The organism is Mesorhizobium sp. M5C.F.Cr.IN.023.01.1.1 (assembly GCF_003997585.1).
Lineage (GTDB): Bacteria > Pseudomonadota > Alphaproteobacteria > Rhizobiales > Rhizobiaceae > Mesorhizobium > Mesorhizobium wenxiniae.
In genome coordinates this window covers 1-18317 of the sequence record NZ_RZSU01000116.1, presented here as the reverse complement: position 1 = coordinate 18317, position 18317 = coordinate 1, and the positions used below count along the sequence as shown (strand labels likewise).

Below are 18317 nucleotides of genomic sequence, written 5' to 3'. Positions count from 1 at the left end.
CCGAGGATGCGCAGCGTTTTTTGGGATAACGACATGCGTAAAACGAGAGCTTAAAGCGCGTCGCGACGCGCTTTAAGCTCTCGTTTTACGCATGTCGTTATCCCAAAAAACGCTGCGCATCCTCGGGTCAAGCGGAGGGCATGCTTTTGGGTGCCATGCATTAGCTGTGGGCGGCCACCAGATCCTTTATGCGCTTTTCGTGCGTCCGCAGCGTCGGTAGCGTCTTCTTGGCGAATTCCTTCAGCGCCGGGTCTTCGCCCGACTGCGCATAGGTGGAAAACAGCGCCAACGCCTGCTTGTGCGCCTCGGTCTGCAGGAGGATGTATTTCGCCTGGAATTCATCCCCATCCAAGCCCTTGAGCTGGTCGAGCATCGTTTGGTCCCTCGGCAACAAAGCGGGGCCGCTCGCCGTCACAGAGGCCGTGGTCTGGCTCTGTTCCAGAGCTGCCTTGAAATCCTCGCCAGCCTTGGTGTGATCCCTGACCATCAGCGCGGCGAATTCCTTCACATCGGCGGCGACATCCTTTTGTTCGGCCAGCTTGCTGCTTTCAATCTCGAACCGGTTGGCGCTGGGAACGGTTCTGGAGAAGGTCTCGGTGTCGATCTTGGTTTCTTCGACGGCAGGTATATCGGCCGGCGCGGCGGATTGGGCGAAGGCCGCCGGCGCGCCGGCCAGCAAAGCGACCATGGCAATGGTGAGATGCGGTTTCACAAGAAATCTCCGGGTTTGTGATCCTCGGAGAGTCCAACGCGACACAAGCGGCGAAGTTGCGCGCCGGGGACAGGAATGCAGCGACCCTGCCGACACCCCGCTCAGTGCTTGGCTACCAAGGTCAGTGGCAGCACACGCCGGCATACTGCAGCTGCTCGTCCCAGTCCGGCCGGCCTTCAGGTGTGAAATCCATCAGGTTCCACAAGGGCTCGCAGGTGCCGACGGCGCGCGGGTCCTGGCCGGGTTCGGTGGGCGCGAAACCAAGCTCCGAACTCCAGAAATGGCGGATGCCATCGGTGTCGCGATGGAACACCGACAGCATCGGCAACTGCGCGCCGTCGTCGGCCTCGGCGTGGTAGTCGCGCTTAAACCCGTTGCCGGCCGAGGAGAGCAGCCGCATGTTCGTCCAGCCACGGTCGCGGCCAAGCGTGATCAGGTTTTCGAGCGCGGTCTTGCCCACCACGGCGAAGTTGAAGCCGGCGGCCTCCAGATGGCCAATGGCGCCGTCGAACTGATCGAGCAGCGCGGTGCAGGACGGGCACGGCTGGTCGGCCCGCGCGAGCTTCGCCGTGCCGCCGCTTGTCGCCACGTCGCGCGTCTCCTGCGGATGGCGCGGAAACATCATCGAGTAGACGATCAGTGTGTCCTTGGCAGGCGAAAACAGCTCCGACAGTTTTATCCGGGCCGGCTTGCCGTCGGGGCCAAGCCCGTCGAACACATAGTCCTCAGGCACCAGCCCGCCCGGCGGCAGTGCGCGACGGGCGACGGCTACATCCTCCATGGCGCGGCGCAGCTCGATCTCCTTCTGCAAAAGGGTTTCGCGGGCAGAGCGGTATTCCTGGGATTCGTTGGGAAAGGTGATCATCGTCATCTCCATCAGCCGTGCGTTTGACGACGCCTGCCTGTTCGCGGCAACGCGCCTTGCCTCTCAAGGACGCATCGGGAAGGACGGTTCCGACATTTTTGCACACGCAGGCGGCAGAAGTCCCTCACCCAGCCTCCGCTTCGCTCGGCTGACCTCCCCAATGGAGAGGAGACTGTCAACGCCGGCGCCAACCTCTTCTCCCCGCCGGGGAGAAGGTGGCCGCCCACGGGTCTTGCCTCCGGCAAGCCCGAGGACAGGCTCCGCGGCCGGATGAGAGGACCTCACATGGGATAGCGGGACAAACGAAGTTACTGCGCCGCCGGCACCGGGCAGTTGGCATCGCCTTCCTGGCAATTGAGATAGCCTTGGAAATCCCTCAGCCGTTTGTCGGTGACGGCCTCCTGGCACGCGGCAACGACCATTGGATACATGCTGCCGGCCATGTCGGGCGGGCGGCCCTGAAATTTGCACTCGGCATCGCGGAAAGCGACCCAGGCGCGCTGCGCATTGACCAGCAGCTTCTTTGACGCCGCATTGTCCTTCAGCCGACCCTCGATCTGCTTGTAGGCGTCGTTGAGCTTTTTGTCGGCCTCCGCGAGCGACTTGCCGGCGCATTCGTTCATGGTCGTTTGATCCATTGCATTGGCGCAATCGTCGGCCGCCCGCGCCGCATTGGCGAATAGCGGAACGGCGAGGATCAAGATGGGGAGGCCGGTTTTTGAAAGCCGCATCGTGTTTCTCCGGTTTTCGAGAGCCCCCGCTGTAACAAAGCTTAACCGTGAGACGAATACAGGCAAGATGCAGCCTGTCGCCTTGGTGGACAGTTCCTTTCAGGCCGGCTCCGACGACTGCGAAGCAATAGCGTTGCGGAACGGATGCATCTCACCGCATTTTTCGTTCAGGACTATAGGTCCATATCGGGGAAGAACCATGCGCGAAGCCGACAATGACGAAATCGACCTGCGCTGTCCGCAGATCGTCGCCGACAATGCCGCCATGGGCCTCAGGCTGCGCGGCATATTTGGCCGCGGCGGCACCGAGGTCGCGGTTGCGCGGGCGACCGAGCTCAAGAACCGCGACAAGCTTTCGCCCTCTACCATCCAGCGCATGGTCAGCTATTTCGCCCGCCATGAGGCCGACAAGAAGGGCCGCAAGTTCGGCAGTGAAGAAAACCCGTCGGCCGGTTACATCGCCTGGCTTTTATGGGGCGGCGACGAAGGCCGCTCCTGGGCGCTCGAGCTCAAGCAGAAGATCGGCAACGCGCCCGACTGAGCGATAACAAAGCGGATTGGCCTTGGAAACAGGAAGATGCGCGGGCGGTGCTAGGTAGCTTACGAGCAGGCCGATCCCGAACCCACCTCGGGACCGGCCGTGGAACGCGGCTGACACATGCCGGTGCAGCCCCCTCCACACCTTCCGCTCGTTACCCCGACCGAACGGCGTCGCAGGGTGTTAGCATTTGCCGTTGGCGACCTATGTGAAGCAGTTTCACAACAATACACTTTCCGCAGCGTGAGGGCAGAAGAGCCGGGCTAGCCTTCCCAGTCGACTTCGAACATCCCCAGCCGCTCGTAGAGCCTGACGGCGGCGGCATTCTCCACTGTGCTGGTTTGAGATCCACATGCGCAGCGCCCCGTGCGCGAAAGGCGGCGAATACGTGCCACATCAGCGCTTCGGCGACGCCTCGGCCGCGCGCCTCGGGGTGGACGGCAAGGTCTTTCACGAACGCCCTCGTCCAGCACAGCGCCGCCCCTGCCAGCCGACCCTTGCTGTCGATAACCAGGAAACACAAGGCGGGGTCGAATTCCGCGTCGCTTGAAATGCGCGACCACCATTCGTCGAAAGGCCCATCGGCGCCATCGTCGAACACGGTGGTCAGCAGCGCATGCAAAGCGGGCGCGTCGGTGGCCTCGAAGCCGCGCATGACGAAGCCTTCCGGCCAGCGCGGCGGGGCGAGCGTGTCGTCGAGGATCTTGCGCAGCCTTACGTCGTTCGGCGCCGGCGGGCGCGGCTCAGGCATGGTGTTCAGGCATCGGGCTGCAGGCGACGGCGGCCGCGGTCGCGGCCAAGGCCGGTTTCTTCCAGCATGCCCTTGCGCTTGGCGTCGTAATAATAGCCGCTCTGGTAGAGCCGGTCGGCGCGCTTGGCGTTGCCGCCGGCCACCAGCCAGGCGCCGCGCAGATATTTCACCGCATATTTCAGATTGGTCTCGGCGTCGAACAACCCGCTCGCCGGCCCGTCATAGCCCATGCCGCGCGCCGTCGCATGCTTGATCTGCATCAGCCCCCAATGGCCGCGATTGTAGGCCTTGGGATTGAAGGTGCTCTCACGATTGACGACGCGGCGCACCAGATCGACCGGCACCTCATAGAGGACGGCATATTTCTCGATCAGCCGCTCGATCTCGCCGCGCGGTCCGGCCGAATACTCTTTGGCAGGGCTGGTCGAAAGCAGGGCGGACGGATCGTCAGGCACGACATAGGCAGCCTGCTGAACGCCGGGCATCGTCTTGCCTGTCTCGCCGGTGACCGGCATGGCGACAGCGGCCGTCGCATAGACAGGTGCTGCGCCGGCTGGGGCGGCACCGACCGTCATGGCTGCAGGTGCAGTTGCGGCCAGCGGGGTCGGTCCGGCAAAGGCTGCTGGCTGAGCAGGCGTCGCGGCGGGGTCGACGGCCAGCGCCACCGTCTGGACAGGCGCGATGCCGGACGATTCCGGCAGCACCGAAACCGTGTCGGGCAGCGCCAGCGTAAAGCCGGCATCAGCGCCCGCGGCGGCGGTTTCAGTCAGGGAAGGCACGGCCTTCGTCTGCGAGGTCGAGCTGCAGCCGCTGAGACCGGCCGCAGCGAGCATCACGCCGATCGCGGGAAAAATGATTTTTGCTGGCAAGCCGCGCTCGGGTCCGGTTCGTATGTTAAGAAAGTCCTTACACCAGCGCCTTTCCCCCGGCAATCCGCAGCCTGTTGCGGACTTCGAACGATTTTCGGGTGGCAACAGCAACCTGAAAATGCGATATCTCGTTCTCGATATGTACCGGATTCCCATCCGATTCTTTCGGAAAGGAGCACATCATGGAAAGCACCTCTCAGGCCACCGCCGGCCACGAAGTCTTCGAAACCGTGATCGGCTTCATGGGCATCGCCTGGAGCGAGGCCGGACTGACGAGGCTTTGCCTGCCCCAGCGCAACCGCGACGCGGTGGAACGCCGGCTGCTGCGCCATGCCGGCAGCGCCGGTTCGAGCGCCCAACCGCAATGGGTTACCGAGCTGATCGGATCGATACAGGCCTATGCAGCCGGCGAAGACATCGATTTCTCCGGTGTGCCGGTCGATCTCACTGGCGTCGACGATTTCCGCCTCGCCATCTACGACGCGGCGCGCAAGCTGGCCTTCGGCGAGACCACCACCTATGGCGAACTGGCCAAGCGCGCCGGCCATGCCGGGCTGGCGCGTGAGACGGGTGCGGCGCTCGGCGCCAACCCGGTGCCGCTGGTCATCCCTTGCCACCGCATTCTTGCCGCCGGCGGCAAGATCGGCGGTTTTTCTGCGCCGGGCGGCTCGACCACCAAGGAAAAGATGCTGGCGATGGAAGGCGTGCGTGTCGGCCCGCCGCCGCCGGCGCAGGTATCATTCGGATTCTGAGGCCGGACGTAGCTAGTCCGGAAAGATGCGCCGGCGGAAGCGCCGGTCTGTGTCCACCCGCTTGCATTTGTAGACGATGCAGGAGTTCGTATCGGCGCTCGGCACTGACGCCCGTGCCCTGACCTCCCCCATGTTGCAGAAACGCTGGCTCCGCACATAGCGGTCGTAGAGCGGCAGCCCCGGCGTGCGCGTCGACTGGTAACGCAGGATGACGGCGCCCTCTCGCGCGATCGTCGCGCGCACCGTGCCGCAGCTCATGCGGCTCGGGTCATAGCGCGAGATCGCCTGCGCCTCGGCGGCCATTATCGTCAGGCAGGCGGCAAGCAGAACAGTTTTCATGGTCCTCTCCCAAAAACAGGACCGGGCGCCCGAAGGCGGCACGATCCTTCCCCGCAAGGTGCGCGATAGGCGATGCAAATCCTCCGCAACGCGCGACGTTGCAAGGCTTTCACGCGATTGGGGCGGCCGTTGGGCAGCGCCGCATCAGCGCCTTTTTTCGTGCCGTCTTGTTTTTTGCGAAGAAGCGGACTATATGAGGTCCATTGATATTTCGGCCGATCGATCCGGGCCTCGCGATATTCGCGTTTGCTGACGTCTATCTCCAAAATCTCGATACAAACCGGCTGGACTTCGGTTCGGTCAAGCTAAAGCAAACGTATAAGGACTATCGAAATGGCAACAGGTACGGTCAAGTGGTTTAATTCCACCAAGGGTTTCGGCTTCATCCAGCCTGACAGCGGCGGCGCGGACGTTTTCGTCCACATCTCCGCAGTCGAGCGCGCTGGGCTGTCGACCCTGGTCGAAGGCCAGAAGATCAACTTCGAGATCGAGCAGGACCGCCGCACTGGCAAGTCGTCCGCTGGATCTCTGAGCAAGGCAGCCTGATTTTGCGAATGGCGCGCGCCGGGCGATAGCTCGGGGCGCGCGGCAAGTCACGGATGTACTGACGGTCGCGCGAGAAGCGCACCGGAGCGAAAAACCCCGACAAGCCGAAGCAGCAGATTGCTGCCGGCCCGGACCAAACGCTCCCGATCAGGCTACCAAGCATGGAAGGCGGGATTTTGTCCCGCCTTTTTGTTTGCCTCGATTCAGACGCTGACGGTTAGCGAAACCGGCGATGCGGCGTCCTTCGCCGAAGCTTTCGCTAATCGTCAACATTGCTCAGAAAATCGCAACGTGCGCCAGTAAATCAGGGCAGCCACTCCATCGGCACATGCCCCGGATCGGCCTCCACTCGTTTCAGCCAGGCCGCCACCGCCGGATAGGCGTCGAGCTGAAAACCGCCCATCTCGGCCGTATGCGTATAGGCGTAGAGCGCGATGTCGGCGACGCTGAATGCCTCACCGGCAAAGAACGCACTGCCCGCCAGATGCTTGTTCATTACGCCGAGCGCCTTGTTGCCGCGCTCCAGCGTCACCGCCAGCCGTTCCGGCGTCGCATCCTTGGCCCGTTCGGGAAAGGTGAGCAGCGCCTTGCGCACCGCGATATAGGGTTCGTGGCTGTACTGCTCGAAGAATAGCCACTGATAGGCCAGCGCCCGCCCGTATCTGTCGGCCGGCAGGAACCGCGTGCCTTCGGCGAGGTAAAGCAGGATGGCGTTGGATTCGGCAAGCCGCCTGCCGTCGTCAAGCTCGAGCAGCGGCACCATGGCGTTCGGGTTCTTGGCGACATAGTCGGGCTTGCGCGTGTCGCCGGTGTGCGAGCTCACCTCGACATTGGTGAAAGGGATGCCGAGCTTGGCCATCAACAGCCGCGGCTTGTAGCAATTGCCGCTGTCGATCATTCCATAGAGTGTGGTCATTTTTGCTCCCATCGCCGCTCCCCTCGGGAGCCGCCTTTACCGGCAATTATCCTGGCAGCGAGGGCTTCATCCAGTGATTTGTTTTGGCGCAACCATCAGCGCCGCTGATAGATCACCCAAACAACGGCACGACGTTGTTGTCCCTGCCAAGCAGCCTGTCGATGGGCAGCGGCTCCTCGTCGAAGTTCGTGCCGGCCAGCGCCGGCCGGGCAAGGTAAAAACCCTGCATCAGGTCGACGCCGCCGTCCAGTGCCACGCGCAGATGCGTGGATTGCTCGATGCCTTCGACCAGCACCTTGGTGCCGCGGTCGTGCAACGCGGAGACCAGCGGCCGGAAAAATCGTTCGGCGGCGGCATGGCGACAGAATTCCGCGAACCAGGTGCCGTCGATCTTGACGATGTCGGGCTGGACAAGCGCAACCCGCTCTTCCGTCGAATGCCCGGTCCCGAAATCGTCGATGGCGATGCGAACGCCGTCACGCCGCATCTCGCGGGCCAGGCTGACGAGCACCTTGTCGTCGGCCGCCTGTTCGGTGATTTCGCAGACCAGCATGCCGGGGTACAGATCGAACTCGGCGAGATGCCTGGTCATAAGCCTGATCTCAGCCAGCGCTCGCCCGGGGTCATCGTTGATCAGCGGATTGTAGTTGAAGAATAGGTCGAGCCCGTCGACGCCGATGTTGCGGAAGTTCCGGAGATGCAGCACCCGGCACATCGTCTCGACGAACAGGCGATCCGCCACGGGTACGCCCTCGAAAAATACGCGTGGCGCGACCGACCTGCCGGCGCGGTGCGGCTCGATCAGGCCTTCGACAGCGACGGCCTTCAAAAACCTGCCGCGCGGCGCGAAGATCGGCTGGTAGGCGCTCCTCAGCCGGAACGCGCCATAGACGCCGTATTCGATACCGACCTCGTCGGCAAAGATTGCCTCGCCGACATTGCGCCGCCTGTCGGGCCGCCCGGTCATGGCACCACCTTGCGTCCGAAAGCCCGTTTCGGCCTCGGCGAAGGCGAGACAGTCGCAGGCGCCTCGTCGGCATCGGGCACTGCCACCGGCATCTGCCTGTCCTTGCCGAAGACGTGAAAGCTGGTCGGCGCAAGCTCCGGGCGCGCCAGCGCGAATCCCTGCACCATCGAGGCTCCCGATTTCTCAGCCAGTTCAAGCTGCCAGCTCTCCTCGATGCCCTCGAACACGGTGCGGATGCCTTGCTGTTCGAAACTTGCCACCATCGCGGTCAGCAGTGCGAAACCGGCGCCGGACTCCATCAGTTGCATGATCCAGTGGGCATCGAATTTGACGATGTCCGGCCTGAGCTCCTTGATGCGGTTGATGTCGGACTCGTCGGCGCCGTAGTCGTCGACCGCTATGCGAAATCCGTTGGCCCTGAGTGCCTCGACGAAATTGTAGAGCGTTTCCTGCGACGCCGATTTCTGCTCGGTCACCTCGCAGACGACCCGGTTCGCATCGATCTCAGCCTCATGCAGCACCAGCCGCATGTCGCGCAGCGCCTTGTCGGCGATGCTGCGATCGGTGAACACCGACGGGTCGAAGTTAATGAAAATAGATGCCTCTTGCGGCAGGCAGGCGCCGGCGTTCAAAAGATGCAGCGTCCTTGTCAGCGCCTCGATATGCAGGCGGTCGACCGTTGGACAGGTGTTGAAAAAGCTCACCGGCGACTGCGGCTCGCCGTCGCGGAACGGCCGGATCAGCCCCTCGAATCCGGTGACGGACAATTTGCCGTTGCTGAAGGCGAAGATCGGCTGGAAAGCGCTCTGCAGCGTATAGATGCCCCAGACACCGCTGGCGGTGCCGTCGTCATGACGGACGATATGGACATGCTCGATGCTGCGCGACACGGTTCCTCGCTCTGCGAGACTGGCGGAATGGATCGTGATCCAGCCACTCGGGGTTTTACCGCCTGTAGGTGAATTTATTGTTGCCGAATTTGCCGGGGATTTGAGATCTGGCTCATCCGACAGTGCTTGCGCTTGGCGGAATGATGCGACATGAGAAGCGCCGCGGCGAGATGGACCGCCTGCATCCCCAAGGAGATAACATCGTCATGGCCTTTCTTGCTGACGTCCTTTCCCGCGTAAAGCCTTCCGCGACTATCGCGGTGACGCAGAAAGCACGCGAGCTGAAAAACGCCGGCCGCGACGTGATCGGGTTGGGTGCCGGCGAACCCGACTTCGACACGCCGGACAACATCAAGAACGCTGCGATCGAGGCTATCCGCCGCGGCGAAACGAAATATCCTCCGGTTTCGGGCATCGTGCCGCTGCGCGAGGCGATCGTCGAAAAATTCAAGCGCGAGAACAATCTCGACTACCGGCCGGAGCAGACCATCGTCGGCACCGGCGGCAAGCAGATCCTATTCAATGCCTTTATGGCGACGCTGAATCCCGGCGACGAGGTCATCATTCCGAGGCCGTACTGGGTCAGCTATCCCGAGATGGTAGCGATCTGCGGCGGCACCCCGGCATTTGCCGACACCTCCATCGACAACGGCTTCAAGCTGACGGCGGCGGCGTTGGAAAAGGCGATTACGCCGCGCACCAAATGGCTGTTGATGAACTCACCGTCGAACCCGTCGGGCGCCGCCTACACCGAGGCTGAATTGCGCGCTCTGGCCAACGTGCTGTTGAAGCATCCCGATGTCTGGGTGCTGACCGACGACATGTACGAGCACCTGATCTATGGTGACTTCGTCTTCAAGACCATCGCCGAGGTCGAGCCGAAGCTTTATGAGCGCACGCTGACCATGAATGGCGTCTCGAAGGCCTATGCCATGACTGGCTGGCGCATCGGCTATGCGGCCGGGCCCGTGGCGCTGATCAAGGCGATGGATATGATACAGGGCCAGCAGACCTCCGGCGCCTGCACCATCGCCCAGTGGGCATCGGTGGAGGCGCTGAACGGTCCGCAGGATTTCATCGCGAAAAACAAGGCGATCTTCCAGGCTCGGCGCGATCTCGTCGTGTCGATGCTCAATCAGGCGCGCGGCATCACATGTCCGTCACCCGAAGGTGCTTTCTACGTCTATCCGTCCTGCGCCCAGTTGATCGGCAAGAAGACCAAAGCCGGCAAGGTGATCAACGGCGACGAAGCCTTCTGCTCGGAGCTGCTCGAGGCCGAGGGCGTAGCGGTCGTGTTCGGTTCGGCCTTCGGCCTCGGCCCCAACTTCCGAATCTCCTATGCCACGTCGGAGGCGTTGCTCGAAGAGGCCTGCACGCGCATCCAGCGCTTCACCGCCTCGCTGACCTGATCAGGCGCATCTCGAACACCAGACCCGGCTCGCAGTCGGGTTTGGTGGGCTCAAAAGCCTCAGCCGCCATACTGCTCGTCTGTCACCATTTCCAGCCAGTCGGCATGGACGTCGTCGAGCGCCTCCTGCATGGCGATATGCGCCATCGCCGATTTTGGACCGGCGCCGTGCCAAATGCTTTTCATCAGGCGCGAACGAAATGACGTCGCCGGCCCTGAACGCCTGTACCGGCTCGCCCCAGCTTTGCGCGAGGCCGGCGCCTGATATGACATAAAGCGTCTGGCCCAGCGGATGCGTATGCCAGTGGGTACGCGCGCCGGGCTCGAAACTGACCATGATGGCGCGCAGCCGCGCTGGCGCTTCCTTCTCGATGATCGGCGTCTGCCACACGCGGCCGGTGAAGTACTTTTCCGGCGCAATGGCGGTCGGCACGCTGCCGCAGGCAATGATCTTCATCGTCGCGAGTCCTCAAGCTGATGGCGGATCGGTCGGCGACGGCCGGTCCTTTTTGCCGCAAGAAGCGGGCACTTTCGTCCGATAACCATCATGGCGCAACCGCTTTTGCGGCTGTTCGGCGACGGGCTTTGTCGCGGGATTTGATGGGAGGCTGGGCTCGCATCCGACGGCTTCGCCGATCACGGCTCAACATCTACGACATCAGGCGATCCTCAAATCCCTTGCCCTCCCGGCTAACCCGTGGGACGATGCCTTTGGGTAGGTGGCAAACTGAAAAAAGCCCCGCCCGCGACGGTCGACAGGCCGGCCGCCGCTCCCAGGGAAACGCCTGAGTGGAGGTCAGTCATGGGAACTCGCGCCGGAGGACGACGCACGGGACCGAAATGCATTGCCATAGTCGGTCCCTTTGCAAGCGGTAAGACGACACTTCTCGAAGCCATATTGGCCCGCATGGGCGCCATTCCCCGCCAGAATCCCGTTTCCTCGGGAAACACCGTTTCCGATCATTCGCCCGAGGCACGCGCCCACGCTATGAGCGTCGAGGCGACGTTTGCGACCACCGAATTCATGGGCGAGCAACTCACTTTCGTCGATTGTCCCGGCTCCATCGAATTCTCCTTCGAGGCAGAGCCGGTCCTCGCCGCCTGCGACATCGCCGTTGTCGTCGCCGAAGCCGACGAGAAGAAGATCCCTGCCCTGCAGCTGATCATGCGCAAGCTCGACGATCTCGGCGTGCCGCGCATCATGTTCCTCAACAAGGTCGATAAGGCGATATCGGGCGTGCGCGACACCCTGAAGATGCTGCAGCCGGCAAGCTCGGTGCCGTTGCTGCTTCGCCAGATTCCGCTGCGCAAGAACGGCGTCGTCATCGGCTCGATCGATCTCGCTCTGGAGCGCGCCTATATTTATCGCGAATATGCCGAAAGCGAGGTCGCCCAGATTCCCAGCGACGACAAGGCGCGCGAACTGGAGGCGCGCTTTTCCATGCTGGAGACGCTCGCCGATCATGACGACCAGTTGATGGAGCAGCTTCTCGAAGAGATTGAGCCGCCGAAGGACGCGATTTTCGACGACCTCGCCGCCGATCTGCGTGACGGCGCGGTGACGCCGGTGCTGATTGGCACCGCCGAGAAGGGCAATGGCGTGCTGCGCCTGTTGAAGACGATCCGCCACGACGCGCCCGACGTCGAGGCGACCCGCAAGCGCCTTGGTGCACCTGATGGCAATGCGACCGTGGTCCAGGTGATGAAGACCATTCACACCGCGCATGGCGGCAAGCTGTCGGTCTCGCGCATCCTGTCCGGCCAGCTTGCCGACGCCTCCGAGCTCTTCCTTTCGAATGGCACCACGGCAAAAGTCTCCGGCATCTATAAAATGCTCGGCAAGGACCAGACCAAGCTCACCTCGGCCAGGGCCGGCGACACGGTCGCGCTCGGCAAGCTGGACGACGTCACGACCGGTCAGACCTTGAGCTCGGCAAAGGGCGGCATCAAGCCACTGGTCACGCTGATCCCGCCGCAGCCGGTCTTTGCCTTCGCGCTGCGCCCGAAGGAACGCAAAGACGAAGTGAAGATGTCGGCAGCCATCCAGCGACTTGCCGAAGAAGACCCCTCGCTCAGCCTGCGCCACAATCAGGATTCGGCCGAAACCGTGCTGTCGGGCCATGGCGAGATGCATCTGCGTGTCGTGCGCGAGCGGCTGGAGGGCAAGAACCAGATCCCGGTCGAAGGCCATGCGCCGGCCGTGCCTTATCGCGAGACGATCCGCAAAACGGCGCAGCAGCGTGGCCGCCACAAGAAGCAGTCGGGCGGCCATGGCCAGTTCGGCGACGTTGTGATCGAGATCAAGCCGCTGCCGCGCGGTTCCGGCTTCCAGTTCACCGATACCATCACCGGCGGCGCCGTGCCGAAAACCTACATCCAGTCGGTCGAGACCGGCGTGCGTGATTATCTGAAATCCGGCCCGCTCGGCTTTCCGGTGGTCGATGTCGCCGTCAACCTGTCCGACGGCTCCTATCATGCCGTTGATTCGTCGGACATGGCCTTCCAGATGGCGGCGAAGCTGGCGATGAAGGAAGGCATGGCCGCCTGCTCGCCAGTGCTGCTCGAACCGGTTATGAAGGTCGAGATCGTCACACCGTCCGACGCCACGTCGAGGATCATCGCCCTGATCCCGCAGCGGCGCGGCCAGATCCTCGGCTACGATGCGCGGCCCGGCTGGCCGGGATGGGATGTCGTCGAGGCGACCATGCCGCAGGCCGAGATCGGCGACCTGATCATCGAGCTGCGTTCGGCTACCGCGGGCGTGGCCAGCTATCGCGCCGTCTTCGACCACATGGCCGAACTCACCGGCCGCCTGGCCGACGAGGCGTTGAACGCCAATGGCAAGGCCGCCTGACACTGGATTTTGGCGCCATCGCAGGCTGCAGAACACAAGGAAACGGCGTCCGGAATGATCCGGACGCCGTTCTCTTGCGGACCGTCTTCGTGGGAGGCGAAACGGCAGGTCCGCCGCACATGCCGCCAGCGCCTGACGGCCTCAGCGGAGGAATGGTTCGGACGCGGTAGCCGCCTGAGCCCGGATCGCCCGAGTGATGCCCCCATCTCCCGCACGAACCACACCGCGTCCTATGATCTGCTTAGTCGATGCTGGGCGCCTGTGACAGGTTACCTGAGGTTACATGTCACTGTTACGTGACAATTTCGGTCGGCTTTCCCTCAGCGCCAGCATGTTTCGGGCAACAAAAAAGCCGGATCAATGAAGATCCGGCTGAGTTTGATTGGAAGTGCCTGTTAGGGCTAACCTCCAGAGGGGAACACTCGAGGGCGCTAATGGGAGGAGAACGCGCCCTGAGATGATCTATATATGTGCTCATCATGCTCAAGAAACAAGCATCTATTTTGCAACACACGCATGCAAAATGACACAGGCTGTGGTCTAACCCATTCCTTGGCCTCATAGGACCAGCAGAATCGTCGAAATGCGGTCTACAGCCAGGCAAAGATCATTGGGAAATAGCGAATCAGAGCCAATTCTCGGCCCGGAACGCAAAAACAACGAATGACGTCGAATCAGGCAATACGCGTTTATTTTTGCAGCAGCCGCATCGGCCCGAGATAGGAATTGCTTTTCGGAAAGCACGATGCGTAGATTTCAAGTGCTAGAGCGTATTTGTGCGTCCAATTGGACGGGGCGTCGCTCTAGAAGGAAGCCTCGATGAGGACACGTCAGGCGATCGCCGGCAGCGCGCTATTCTTCATCGCAGCGCCCGGCATGGTCGCGGGATTGCTGCCCTGGCTGTTGACCGATCGCTATCGTCTGCCATGGTCGACCCAGCTCGGCTTGGTCCCGGTCGGCTGGGTCCTGATTGTCGTCGCAGCGGCCTTGCTGCTTCATGCCTTCGCCCGTTTTGCTTTCGAAGGCCTGGGCACGCCCGCCCCGGTCGCGCCGACTGAGAAACTGGTGGTCGGTGGTATCTACCGCCATGTCCGCAACCCGATGTATGTGGCGGTGCTGTCGATCATCCTTGGCCAGGCACTGCTGTTTTCGAGCTGGGCTCTCGTCGCCTATGCCACTATCGCCGCCATCGCCATGGTCTCGTTCGTGAAGTTCTACGAGGAACCGACGCTTGCCCGCCGCTATGGCGCCGGCTACGCGGCCTACCGCCGCGCCGTCCCAGGCTGGCTGCCCCGCCTGACCCCATGGCGCGGCCAGTAAGAGATGATCGTCGCGGTGCAAGGCGGGAAGCGATTTTCTGAAGGTTAGAACGACCAGCTTCGGGCCTTGGCGATAATGAAATCGCGGAAGACGTGCAGTTTCGCTTGGTTCTTCATCGCATCGGGATAAGCGAAATAGGTGTCGAAGGACGGCACTTCGGTCTCCGGCAGCAATTGCACCAGCCCTGAGTCCTTGCTGACCACATAGTCGGGCAGCATGGCGATGCCGGCGCCACCCTGTACCGCGCGCTTTATCGACAATATGTCGTTGATCTGCAGCGTCGGCACCCTTTGCCCGCCTTCGAAATCGCCGACCGTTTCCAGCCAGTTCAATTCCGACAAATGCGCCGGCACCGGCACGCCGAAGGTTACGATGCGATGGCTCTTCAACTCGGCGATCGACGCCGGCTTGCCATACTTGTTGACGTAAGAAGGCGCGGCGTAGAGATGGAAATGCACGGTGAACAGCCGGCGCTGGATGAGATCAGGCTGCTGCGGCTGGCGCAGCCGGATCGCGCAGTCCGCCCGGCGCATGGTGAGGTCGAGTTCCTCGTTCGCCAGGATCAACTGCAGGCTGATCTCGGGATAGAGCTCGATGAATTCCTGCACGCGCTCGGTCAGCCAGCCGGCACCGAGCCCGACCGTGGTCGTCACCCTGAGCACGCCGGAGGGCCGATCCTTGGCCTCGGTCAGCCGCGACTTGATCGTCTCCAGCTTCATCAGCACGTCATGCGCCGTGCGGAACAGCATCTCACCCTGCTCGGTCAGCACCAGGCCGCGGGCATGGCGATTGAACAGCGGCACGCCGACGTCATGTTCGAGCGCGCTGACCTGCCGCGAGATCGCCGATTGCGACAGATGCAGTGTCTCGGCGGCATGGGTGAACGACCCAGCTTCCGCCGCAGCGTGAAACACGCGTAGCTTGTCCCAGTCCAACGCCATGATGCCCCTCGCTCTGTTTTTTGGCGTTTGAATGAAAAATCAGGCTTTTGCGCGGCTTTTCTCGGCCGCTTCCTTACTCCGCCGCTTCGCGGTGAACTTCGATCCCGGCGAGGTACTTTTCCGCCTCGAGCGCGGCCATGCAGCCGAGCCCCGCCGCCGTCACTGCCTGGCGATAGATGTCGTCGGTCACGTCGCCGGCGGCGAACACGCCCGGCACGTCGGTGCAGGTCGAATCCGGCGCCGTCCACAGATAGCCGTTCGGCTTCTGCTTCAGCTTGCCAGCGAACAGCTCAACCGCCGGCGCATGGCCGATCGCCACGAATACGCCGTCGACCGTCAGATGCATCTCCTGGCCGGTCACCAGATTGCGCAGCTTCAGTCCCTCCACCGAAGGCGGCAGCGGCATATTGCCGGACTGACCGGTGATCTCGTCGACGACGGTGTCCCAGATGACGCGGATATTGTCCTTCTTGAATAGCCGCTCGCTCAGGATGCGCTCGGCGCGGAAGTCGCTGCGCCGGTGGATGACCGTCACGCTCTTTGCCAGATTGGAAAGATAGAGCGCCTCCTCCACCGCCGAATTGCCGCCGCCGATCACGGCGACATCCTTGCCGCGATAGAAGAAGCCGTCGCAGGTGGCGCAGGCCGATACGCCGAAGCCCATGAAGGTCTGTTCGCTCGGGATACCCAGCCATTTCGCCTGCGCGCCGGTGGCGATGATCAGCGCGTCGGCCGTATAGGTGGTGCCGGAATCGCCCTTGGCGCGGAACGGCCGCACATTGAGGTCGACCTCAGTGATGATGTCGTTGATGACGTCGGTGCCGACATGCTCGGCCTGCTTCAGCATTTGTTCCATCAGCCACGGACCCTGGATCGGATCGGCGAAGCCCGGATAGTTTTCGACATCAGTGGTGATCATCAACTGACCGCCCTGCTGCAGGCCGGCGACGAGCATCGGCTTCAGCAGGGCGCGGGCGGCGTAGATTGCCGCCGTATAGCCGGCGGGACCGGAGCCGATGATGAGAACAGGCGCGTGCTTGGTGGTCATGGACGGGCTTTCACAACAACCGGACGCGAATGAAGCGTCCGGCACAGGGATCGATATCGGCCCCTAATCTAGGTGTTGCAGGCGACGCCAGCAAGACGACCGCGCCGTCGTCCCCGGAAAGCTTCCGCACAAACAGACGATCCATGAACATCTTGCGCGGTGACTGTCCGAAAATCACCGACTTAGCGACTGTTTCGAAATTTGCTCCGGCGAGTCATATGGTGGTGGTTTCGAGAACCGGAGCGCAGCGGACATTAGAGTGCTGCGCGTCTAATTGGACGCGCAAAAGACGCTCTAACACTTTGCATTTGCGCATGATCCTTTCCGGAAACCGAAATCGGTTTCCGGGGTCATGCGCTGGTCCGTGAGCACCGGAAGCGCAGAAAACGCCATCAGATGGCCGCCAGAGTAGAGTCTCCAAACGGTCTCTGAAGGGATGGAATGGACACCGAAGTGGTTTAATTACAAAATCACGAAAGATTCTTGCGTGAAACGCAGAAAGGTATCCATGCCGCTCAAAGCCGATCTCGACGCCATCGACTGGAAGATCCTGCGCGAGCTTCAGCACGACGGGCGAATGACCAATGTTGAGCTGTCCGGCCGCGTCGGCATTTCGGCGCCGCCATGCCTGCGCCGTGTCAGGCGGCTGGAAGAGACCGGCATCATCCGCGGCTATCGCGCGCTGCTCAATGCGCCGGCGCTCGGCCTTGATGTCGTCGCCTTCTGCCTCATCGGCCTGCATCACCAGGCCGATGCGGAGCTGAAAACCTTCGCCGAACGCACCCGCGGTTGGCCGATCGTGCGCGACGCCTGGATGGTATCGGGCGAATCCGACTTCCTGCTGCATTGCGTGGCGAGCGACCTCGGCGCCTTCCAGACCTTCGTCATCGAGGATCTGGCCTCGGCGCCGAATGTCGACACGGTGCGCACTGCACTGACCATCCGTCGCGTCAAGGACGAAGGCCTGGTGGCTTTCAGGGAAATGAGAACCTAATCCCTGCCGAGTTCGGCGATGGTCTCGCAGAGTTTGCTGTGGTCGTTGCTGGTCGTCAGTTTGCGCGTCGCGAACATACCATCGCCAGAAGTCCGATTGGATCTGCCGTGCACCAGCCAGCCTTCGCATAGCCCGGCTCGCCGTCCGGCTTCCATGTCATCAGCCTTGTCGCCGACGATGATCGATCGGCTGATATCCACGCCCAGCAGATCGCGGGCGCGCAGAAGCATGCCCGGATTGGGCTTGCGCATCGGATGGTCACCTACTGCGAGTTCACCCGTCCCGCTCGAATGGTAGGCGCAGGCGAGCACCAGATCGATCCGGCAATTCTGCGCTTCGAGAAGCGCTAGCAGCCGGGCATTGACTGCGGCGAAATCCGGCCAGCCGAAATAGCCCCGAGCGATGCCAGATTGATTGGAGACGAGGATGGCGGGAAGGCCGACAATGTTGGCCGTTCGGATCACCGGCAGCATCTCCGGCCGCAGCACTATGTCAGCCGGATCGCTGGGATAGCCGCTATCGACGTTGATGGTGCCGTCGCGGTCGAGGAACAGCGCCGGCGTGTCAGTTGGAAAGGCCGCAGTACCGATCCGTTCGACCCAGAGCCCCGGCTCTTCGAGCGGATACGGCTGCAAGGTCGTGACAGCGTCCCTGTCAGCCATCACAGAGGCGCGCTTCGACCATTTCGCACAGATGATGATAGAGACAAAGATGCCCCTGCTGGATGATCGGTGTCGAGGTCGAGGGCACGTTGAGCAGGATGTCGGAGAGCGGCTTGAGCTTGCCGCCGGTGTCGCCGGTCAGGCTGATCACCGTCATGTCCATCATGCGCGCTTGTTCGGCGGCGGCAAGGATGCTGGCCGAGTTGCCGCTGGT

General features: G+C 62.4%; 19 protein-coding genes and 3 pseudogenes. 8 read left to right on the top strand and 14 right to left on the bottom strand.

From position 1 onward, the window contains the following. Positions 1-160: 160 nt before the first annotated feature. The 3 genes from EOA78_RS29925 to EOA78_RS29915 form a co-directional block, all read right to left on the bottom strand. The gene (locus tag EOA78_RS29925) at positions 161-712 is read right to left on the bottom strand and encodes a DUF4142 domain-containing protein (RefSeq protein ID WP_127318723.1); all 552 of its coding nucleotides are present in this window, start codon (positions 710-712) and stop codon (positions 161-163) included. Between the two features lie 121 nt (positions 713-833). Beyond that, positions 834-1577, bottom strand: a complete 744-nt coding sequence (locus EOA78_RS29920) for a DUF899 family protein (RefSeq protein WP_127318721.1) — start codon at positions 1575-1577, stop codon at positions 834-836. 308 nt (positions 1578-1885) lie between these two features. Continuing rightward, positions 1886-2308, bottom strand: a complete 423-nt coding sequence (locus EOA78_RS29915) for a lysozyme inhibitor LprI family protein (protein WP_127318719.1) — start codon at positions 2306-2308, stop codon at positions 1886-1888. A gap of 199 nt (positions 2309-2507) precedes the next feature. Between EOA78_RS29915 and EOA78_RS29910 the strand changes: the two genes are divergently transcribed. Next, positions 2508-2849: a hypothetical protein gene (locus tag EOA78_RS29910; protein WP_127318717.1), complete on the top strand. Its 342-nt coding sequence runs from the start codon at positions 2508-2510 to the stop codon at positions 2847-2849. A gap of 260 nt (positions 2850-3109) precedes the next feature. Here the strand turns inward: EOA78_RS29910 and EOA78_RS29905 are convergent. Then, positions 3110-3597, bottom strand: a pseudogene (locus EOA78_RS29905) (GNAT family N-acetyltransferase). A 5-nt stretch (positions 3598-3602) separates the two neighbouring features. Further along, positions 3603-4466, bottom strand: coding sequence for a lytic transglycosylase domain-containing protein (locus tag EOA78_RS29900; protein WP_127318715.1), 864 nt, complete (start codon positions 4464-4466; stop codon positions 3603-3605). A 182-nt stretch (positions 4467-4648) separates the two neighbouring features. Between EOA78_RS29900 and EOA78_RS29895 the strand changes: the two genes are divergently transcribed. After that, a complete protein-coding gene (locus EOA78_RS29895) occupies positions 4649-5218 on the top strand; it encodes a methylated-DNA--[protein]-cysteine S-methyltransferase (RefSeq protein WP_127318713.1) in 570 nt (189 codons plus the stop codon). A 12-nt stretch (positions 5219-5230) separates the two neighbouring features. Here EOA78_RS29895 and EOA78_RS29890 read toward each other — a convergent pair whose 3' ends face one another. Continuing rightward, positions 5231-5557: a hypothetical protein gene (locus EOA78_RS29890; protein WP_127318711.1), complete on the bottom strand. Its 327-nt coding sequence runs from the start codon at positions 5555-5557 to the stop codon at positions 5231-5233. Positions 5558-5890: 333 nt separating this feature from the next. On the opposite strand from EOA78_RS29890, the gene EOA78_RS29885 reads away from it, so the two are divergent. After that, a complete protein-coding gene (locus tag EOA78_RS29885) occupies positions 5891-6103 on the top strand; it encodes a cold-shock protein (RefSeq protein ID WP_023678332.1) in 213 nt (70 codons plus the stop codon). A gap of 304 nt (positions 6104-6407) precedes the next feature. Here the strand turns inward: EOA78_RS29885 and EOA78_RS29880 are convergent, their stop codons facing one another. The 3 genes from EOA78_RS29880 to EOA78_RS29870 all read right to left on the bottom strand — a co-directional run bounded on the left by EOA78_RS29880 (position 6408) and on the right by EOA78_RS29870 (position 8876). Next, positions 6408-7019 (bottom strand): glutathione S-transferase family protein, encoded by a 612-nt coding sequence (locus EOA78_RS29880; protein WP_127318709.1) that lies wholly within the window; start codon positions 7017-7019, stop codon positions 6408-6410. Positions 7020-7131: 112 nt separating this feature from the next. After that, the gene (locus EOA78_RS29875) at positions 7132-7986 is read right to left on the bottom strand and encodes an EAL domain-containing protein (RefSeq protein WP_127318707.1); all 855 of its coding nucleotides are present in this window, start codon (positions 7984-7986) and stop codon (positions 7132-7134) included. Continuing rightward, complete coding sequence (locus tag EOA78_RS29870) at positions 7983-8876, bottom strand: EAL domain-containing protein (protein ID WP_127318705.1); 894 nt, start codon at positions 8874-8876, stop codon at positions 7983-7985. Before EOA78_RS29870 ends, EOA78_RS29875 begins: the two co-directional genes overlap by 4 nt. 206 nt (positions 8877-9082) lie before the next feature. Here EOA78_RS29870 and EOA78_RS29865 point away from each other — a divergent pair, with 206 nt between their 5' ends. Continuing rightward, a complete protein-coding gene (locus EOA78_RS29865; RefSeq protein WP_127318703.1) occupies positions 9083-10285 on the top strand; it encodes a pyridoxal phosphate-dependent aminotransferase in 1203 nt (400 codons plus the stop codon). A gap of 59 nt (positions 10286-10344) precedes the next feature. Here EOA78_RS29865 and EOA78_RS29860 read toward each other — a convergent pair. Then, a pseudogene (locus tag EOA78_RS29860) lies at positions 10345-10717 on the bottom strand (cupin domain-containing protein). Between EOA78_RS29860 and EOA78_RS37445 the strand changes: the two are divergent. From EOA78_RS37445 to EOA78_RS29850, 3 genes are all read left to right on the top strand, one after another. Beyond that, positions 10623-10826, top strand: coding sequence for a hypothetical protein (locus EOA78_RS37445; RefSeq protein ID WP_245477843.1), 204 nt, complete (start codon positions 10623-10625; stop codon positions 10824-10826). The pseudogene EOA78_RS29860 and the gene EOA78_RS37445 sit on opposite strands and share 95 nt — an antisense overlap. A gap of 260 nt (positions 10827-11086) precedes the next feature. Then, a complete protein-coding gene (locus tag EOA78_RS29855) occupies positions 11087-13138 on the top strand; it encodes an elongation factor G (RefSeq protein ID WP_127318701.1) in 2052 nt (683 codons plus the stop codon). Positions 13139-13957: 819 nt separating this feature from the next. Next, complete coding sequence (locus EOA78_RS29850) at positions 13958-14458, top strand: isoprenylcysteine carboxylmethyltransferase family protein (RefSeq protein ID WP_127318699.1); 501 nt, start codon at positions 13958-13960, stop codon at positions 14456-14458. 44 nt (positions 14459-14502) lie between these two features. On the opposite strand, the gene EOA78_RS29845 is transcribed toward EOA78_RS29850, so the two are convergent. Continuing rightward, positions 14503-15399, bottom strand: coding sequence for a LysR family transcriptional regulator (locus tag EOA78_RS29845; RefSeq protein WP_023799796.1), 897 nt, complete (start codon positions 15397-15399; stop codon positions 14503-14505). A 73-nt stretch (positions 15400-15472) separates the two neighbouring features. Next, on the bottom strand, positions 15473-16447 hold the full coding sequence (gene trxB, locus EOA78_RS29840; protein WP_127318697.1) for a thioredoxin-disulfide reductase: 975 nt from the start codon (positions 16445-16447) through the stop codon (positions 15473-15475). A 508-nt stretch (positions 16448-16955) separates the two neighbouring features. On the opposite strand from trxB, the gene EOA78_RS29835 reads away from it, so the two are divergent. Next, complete coding sequence (locus EOA78_RS29835) at positions 16956-17441, top strand: Lrp/AsnC family transcriptional regulator (RefSeq protein ID WP_127318695.1); 486 nt, start codon at positions 16956-16958, stop codon at positions 17439-17441. Here the strand turns inward: EOA78_RS29835 and EOA78_RS29830 are convergent. Both EOA78_RS29830 and EOA78_RS29825 read right to left on the bottom strand, forming a co-directional pair. Beyond that, positions 17438-18103: an HAD family hydrolase gene (locus tag EOA78_RS29830; RefSeq protein ID WP_127318693.1), complete on the bottom strand. Its 666-nt coding sequence runs from the start codon at positions 18101-18103 to the stop codon at positions 17438-17440. The two genes, EOA78_RS29835 and EOA78_RS29830, sit on opposite strands and share 4 nt — an antisense overlap. Then, positions 18096-18317, bottom strand: a pseudogene (locus tag EOA78_RS29825) (phosphoheptose isomerase); the annotation flags it as partial. The pseudogene EOA78_RS29825 and the gene EOA78_RS29830, both read right to left, overlap by 8 nt.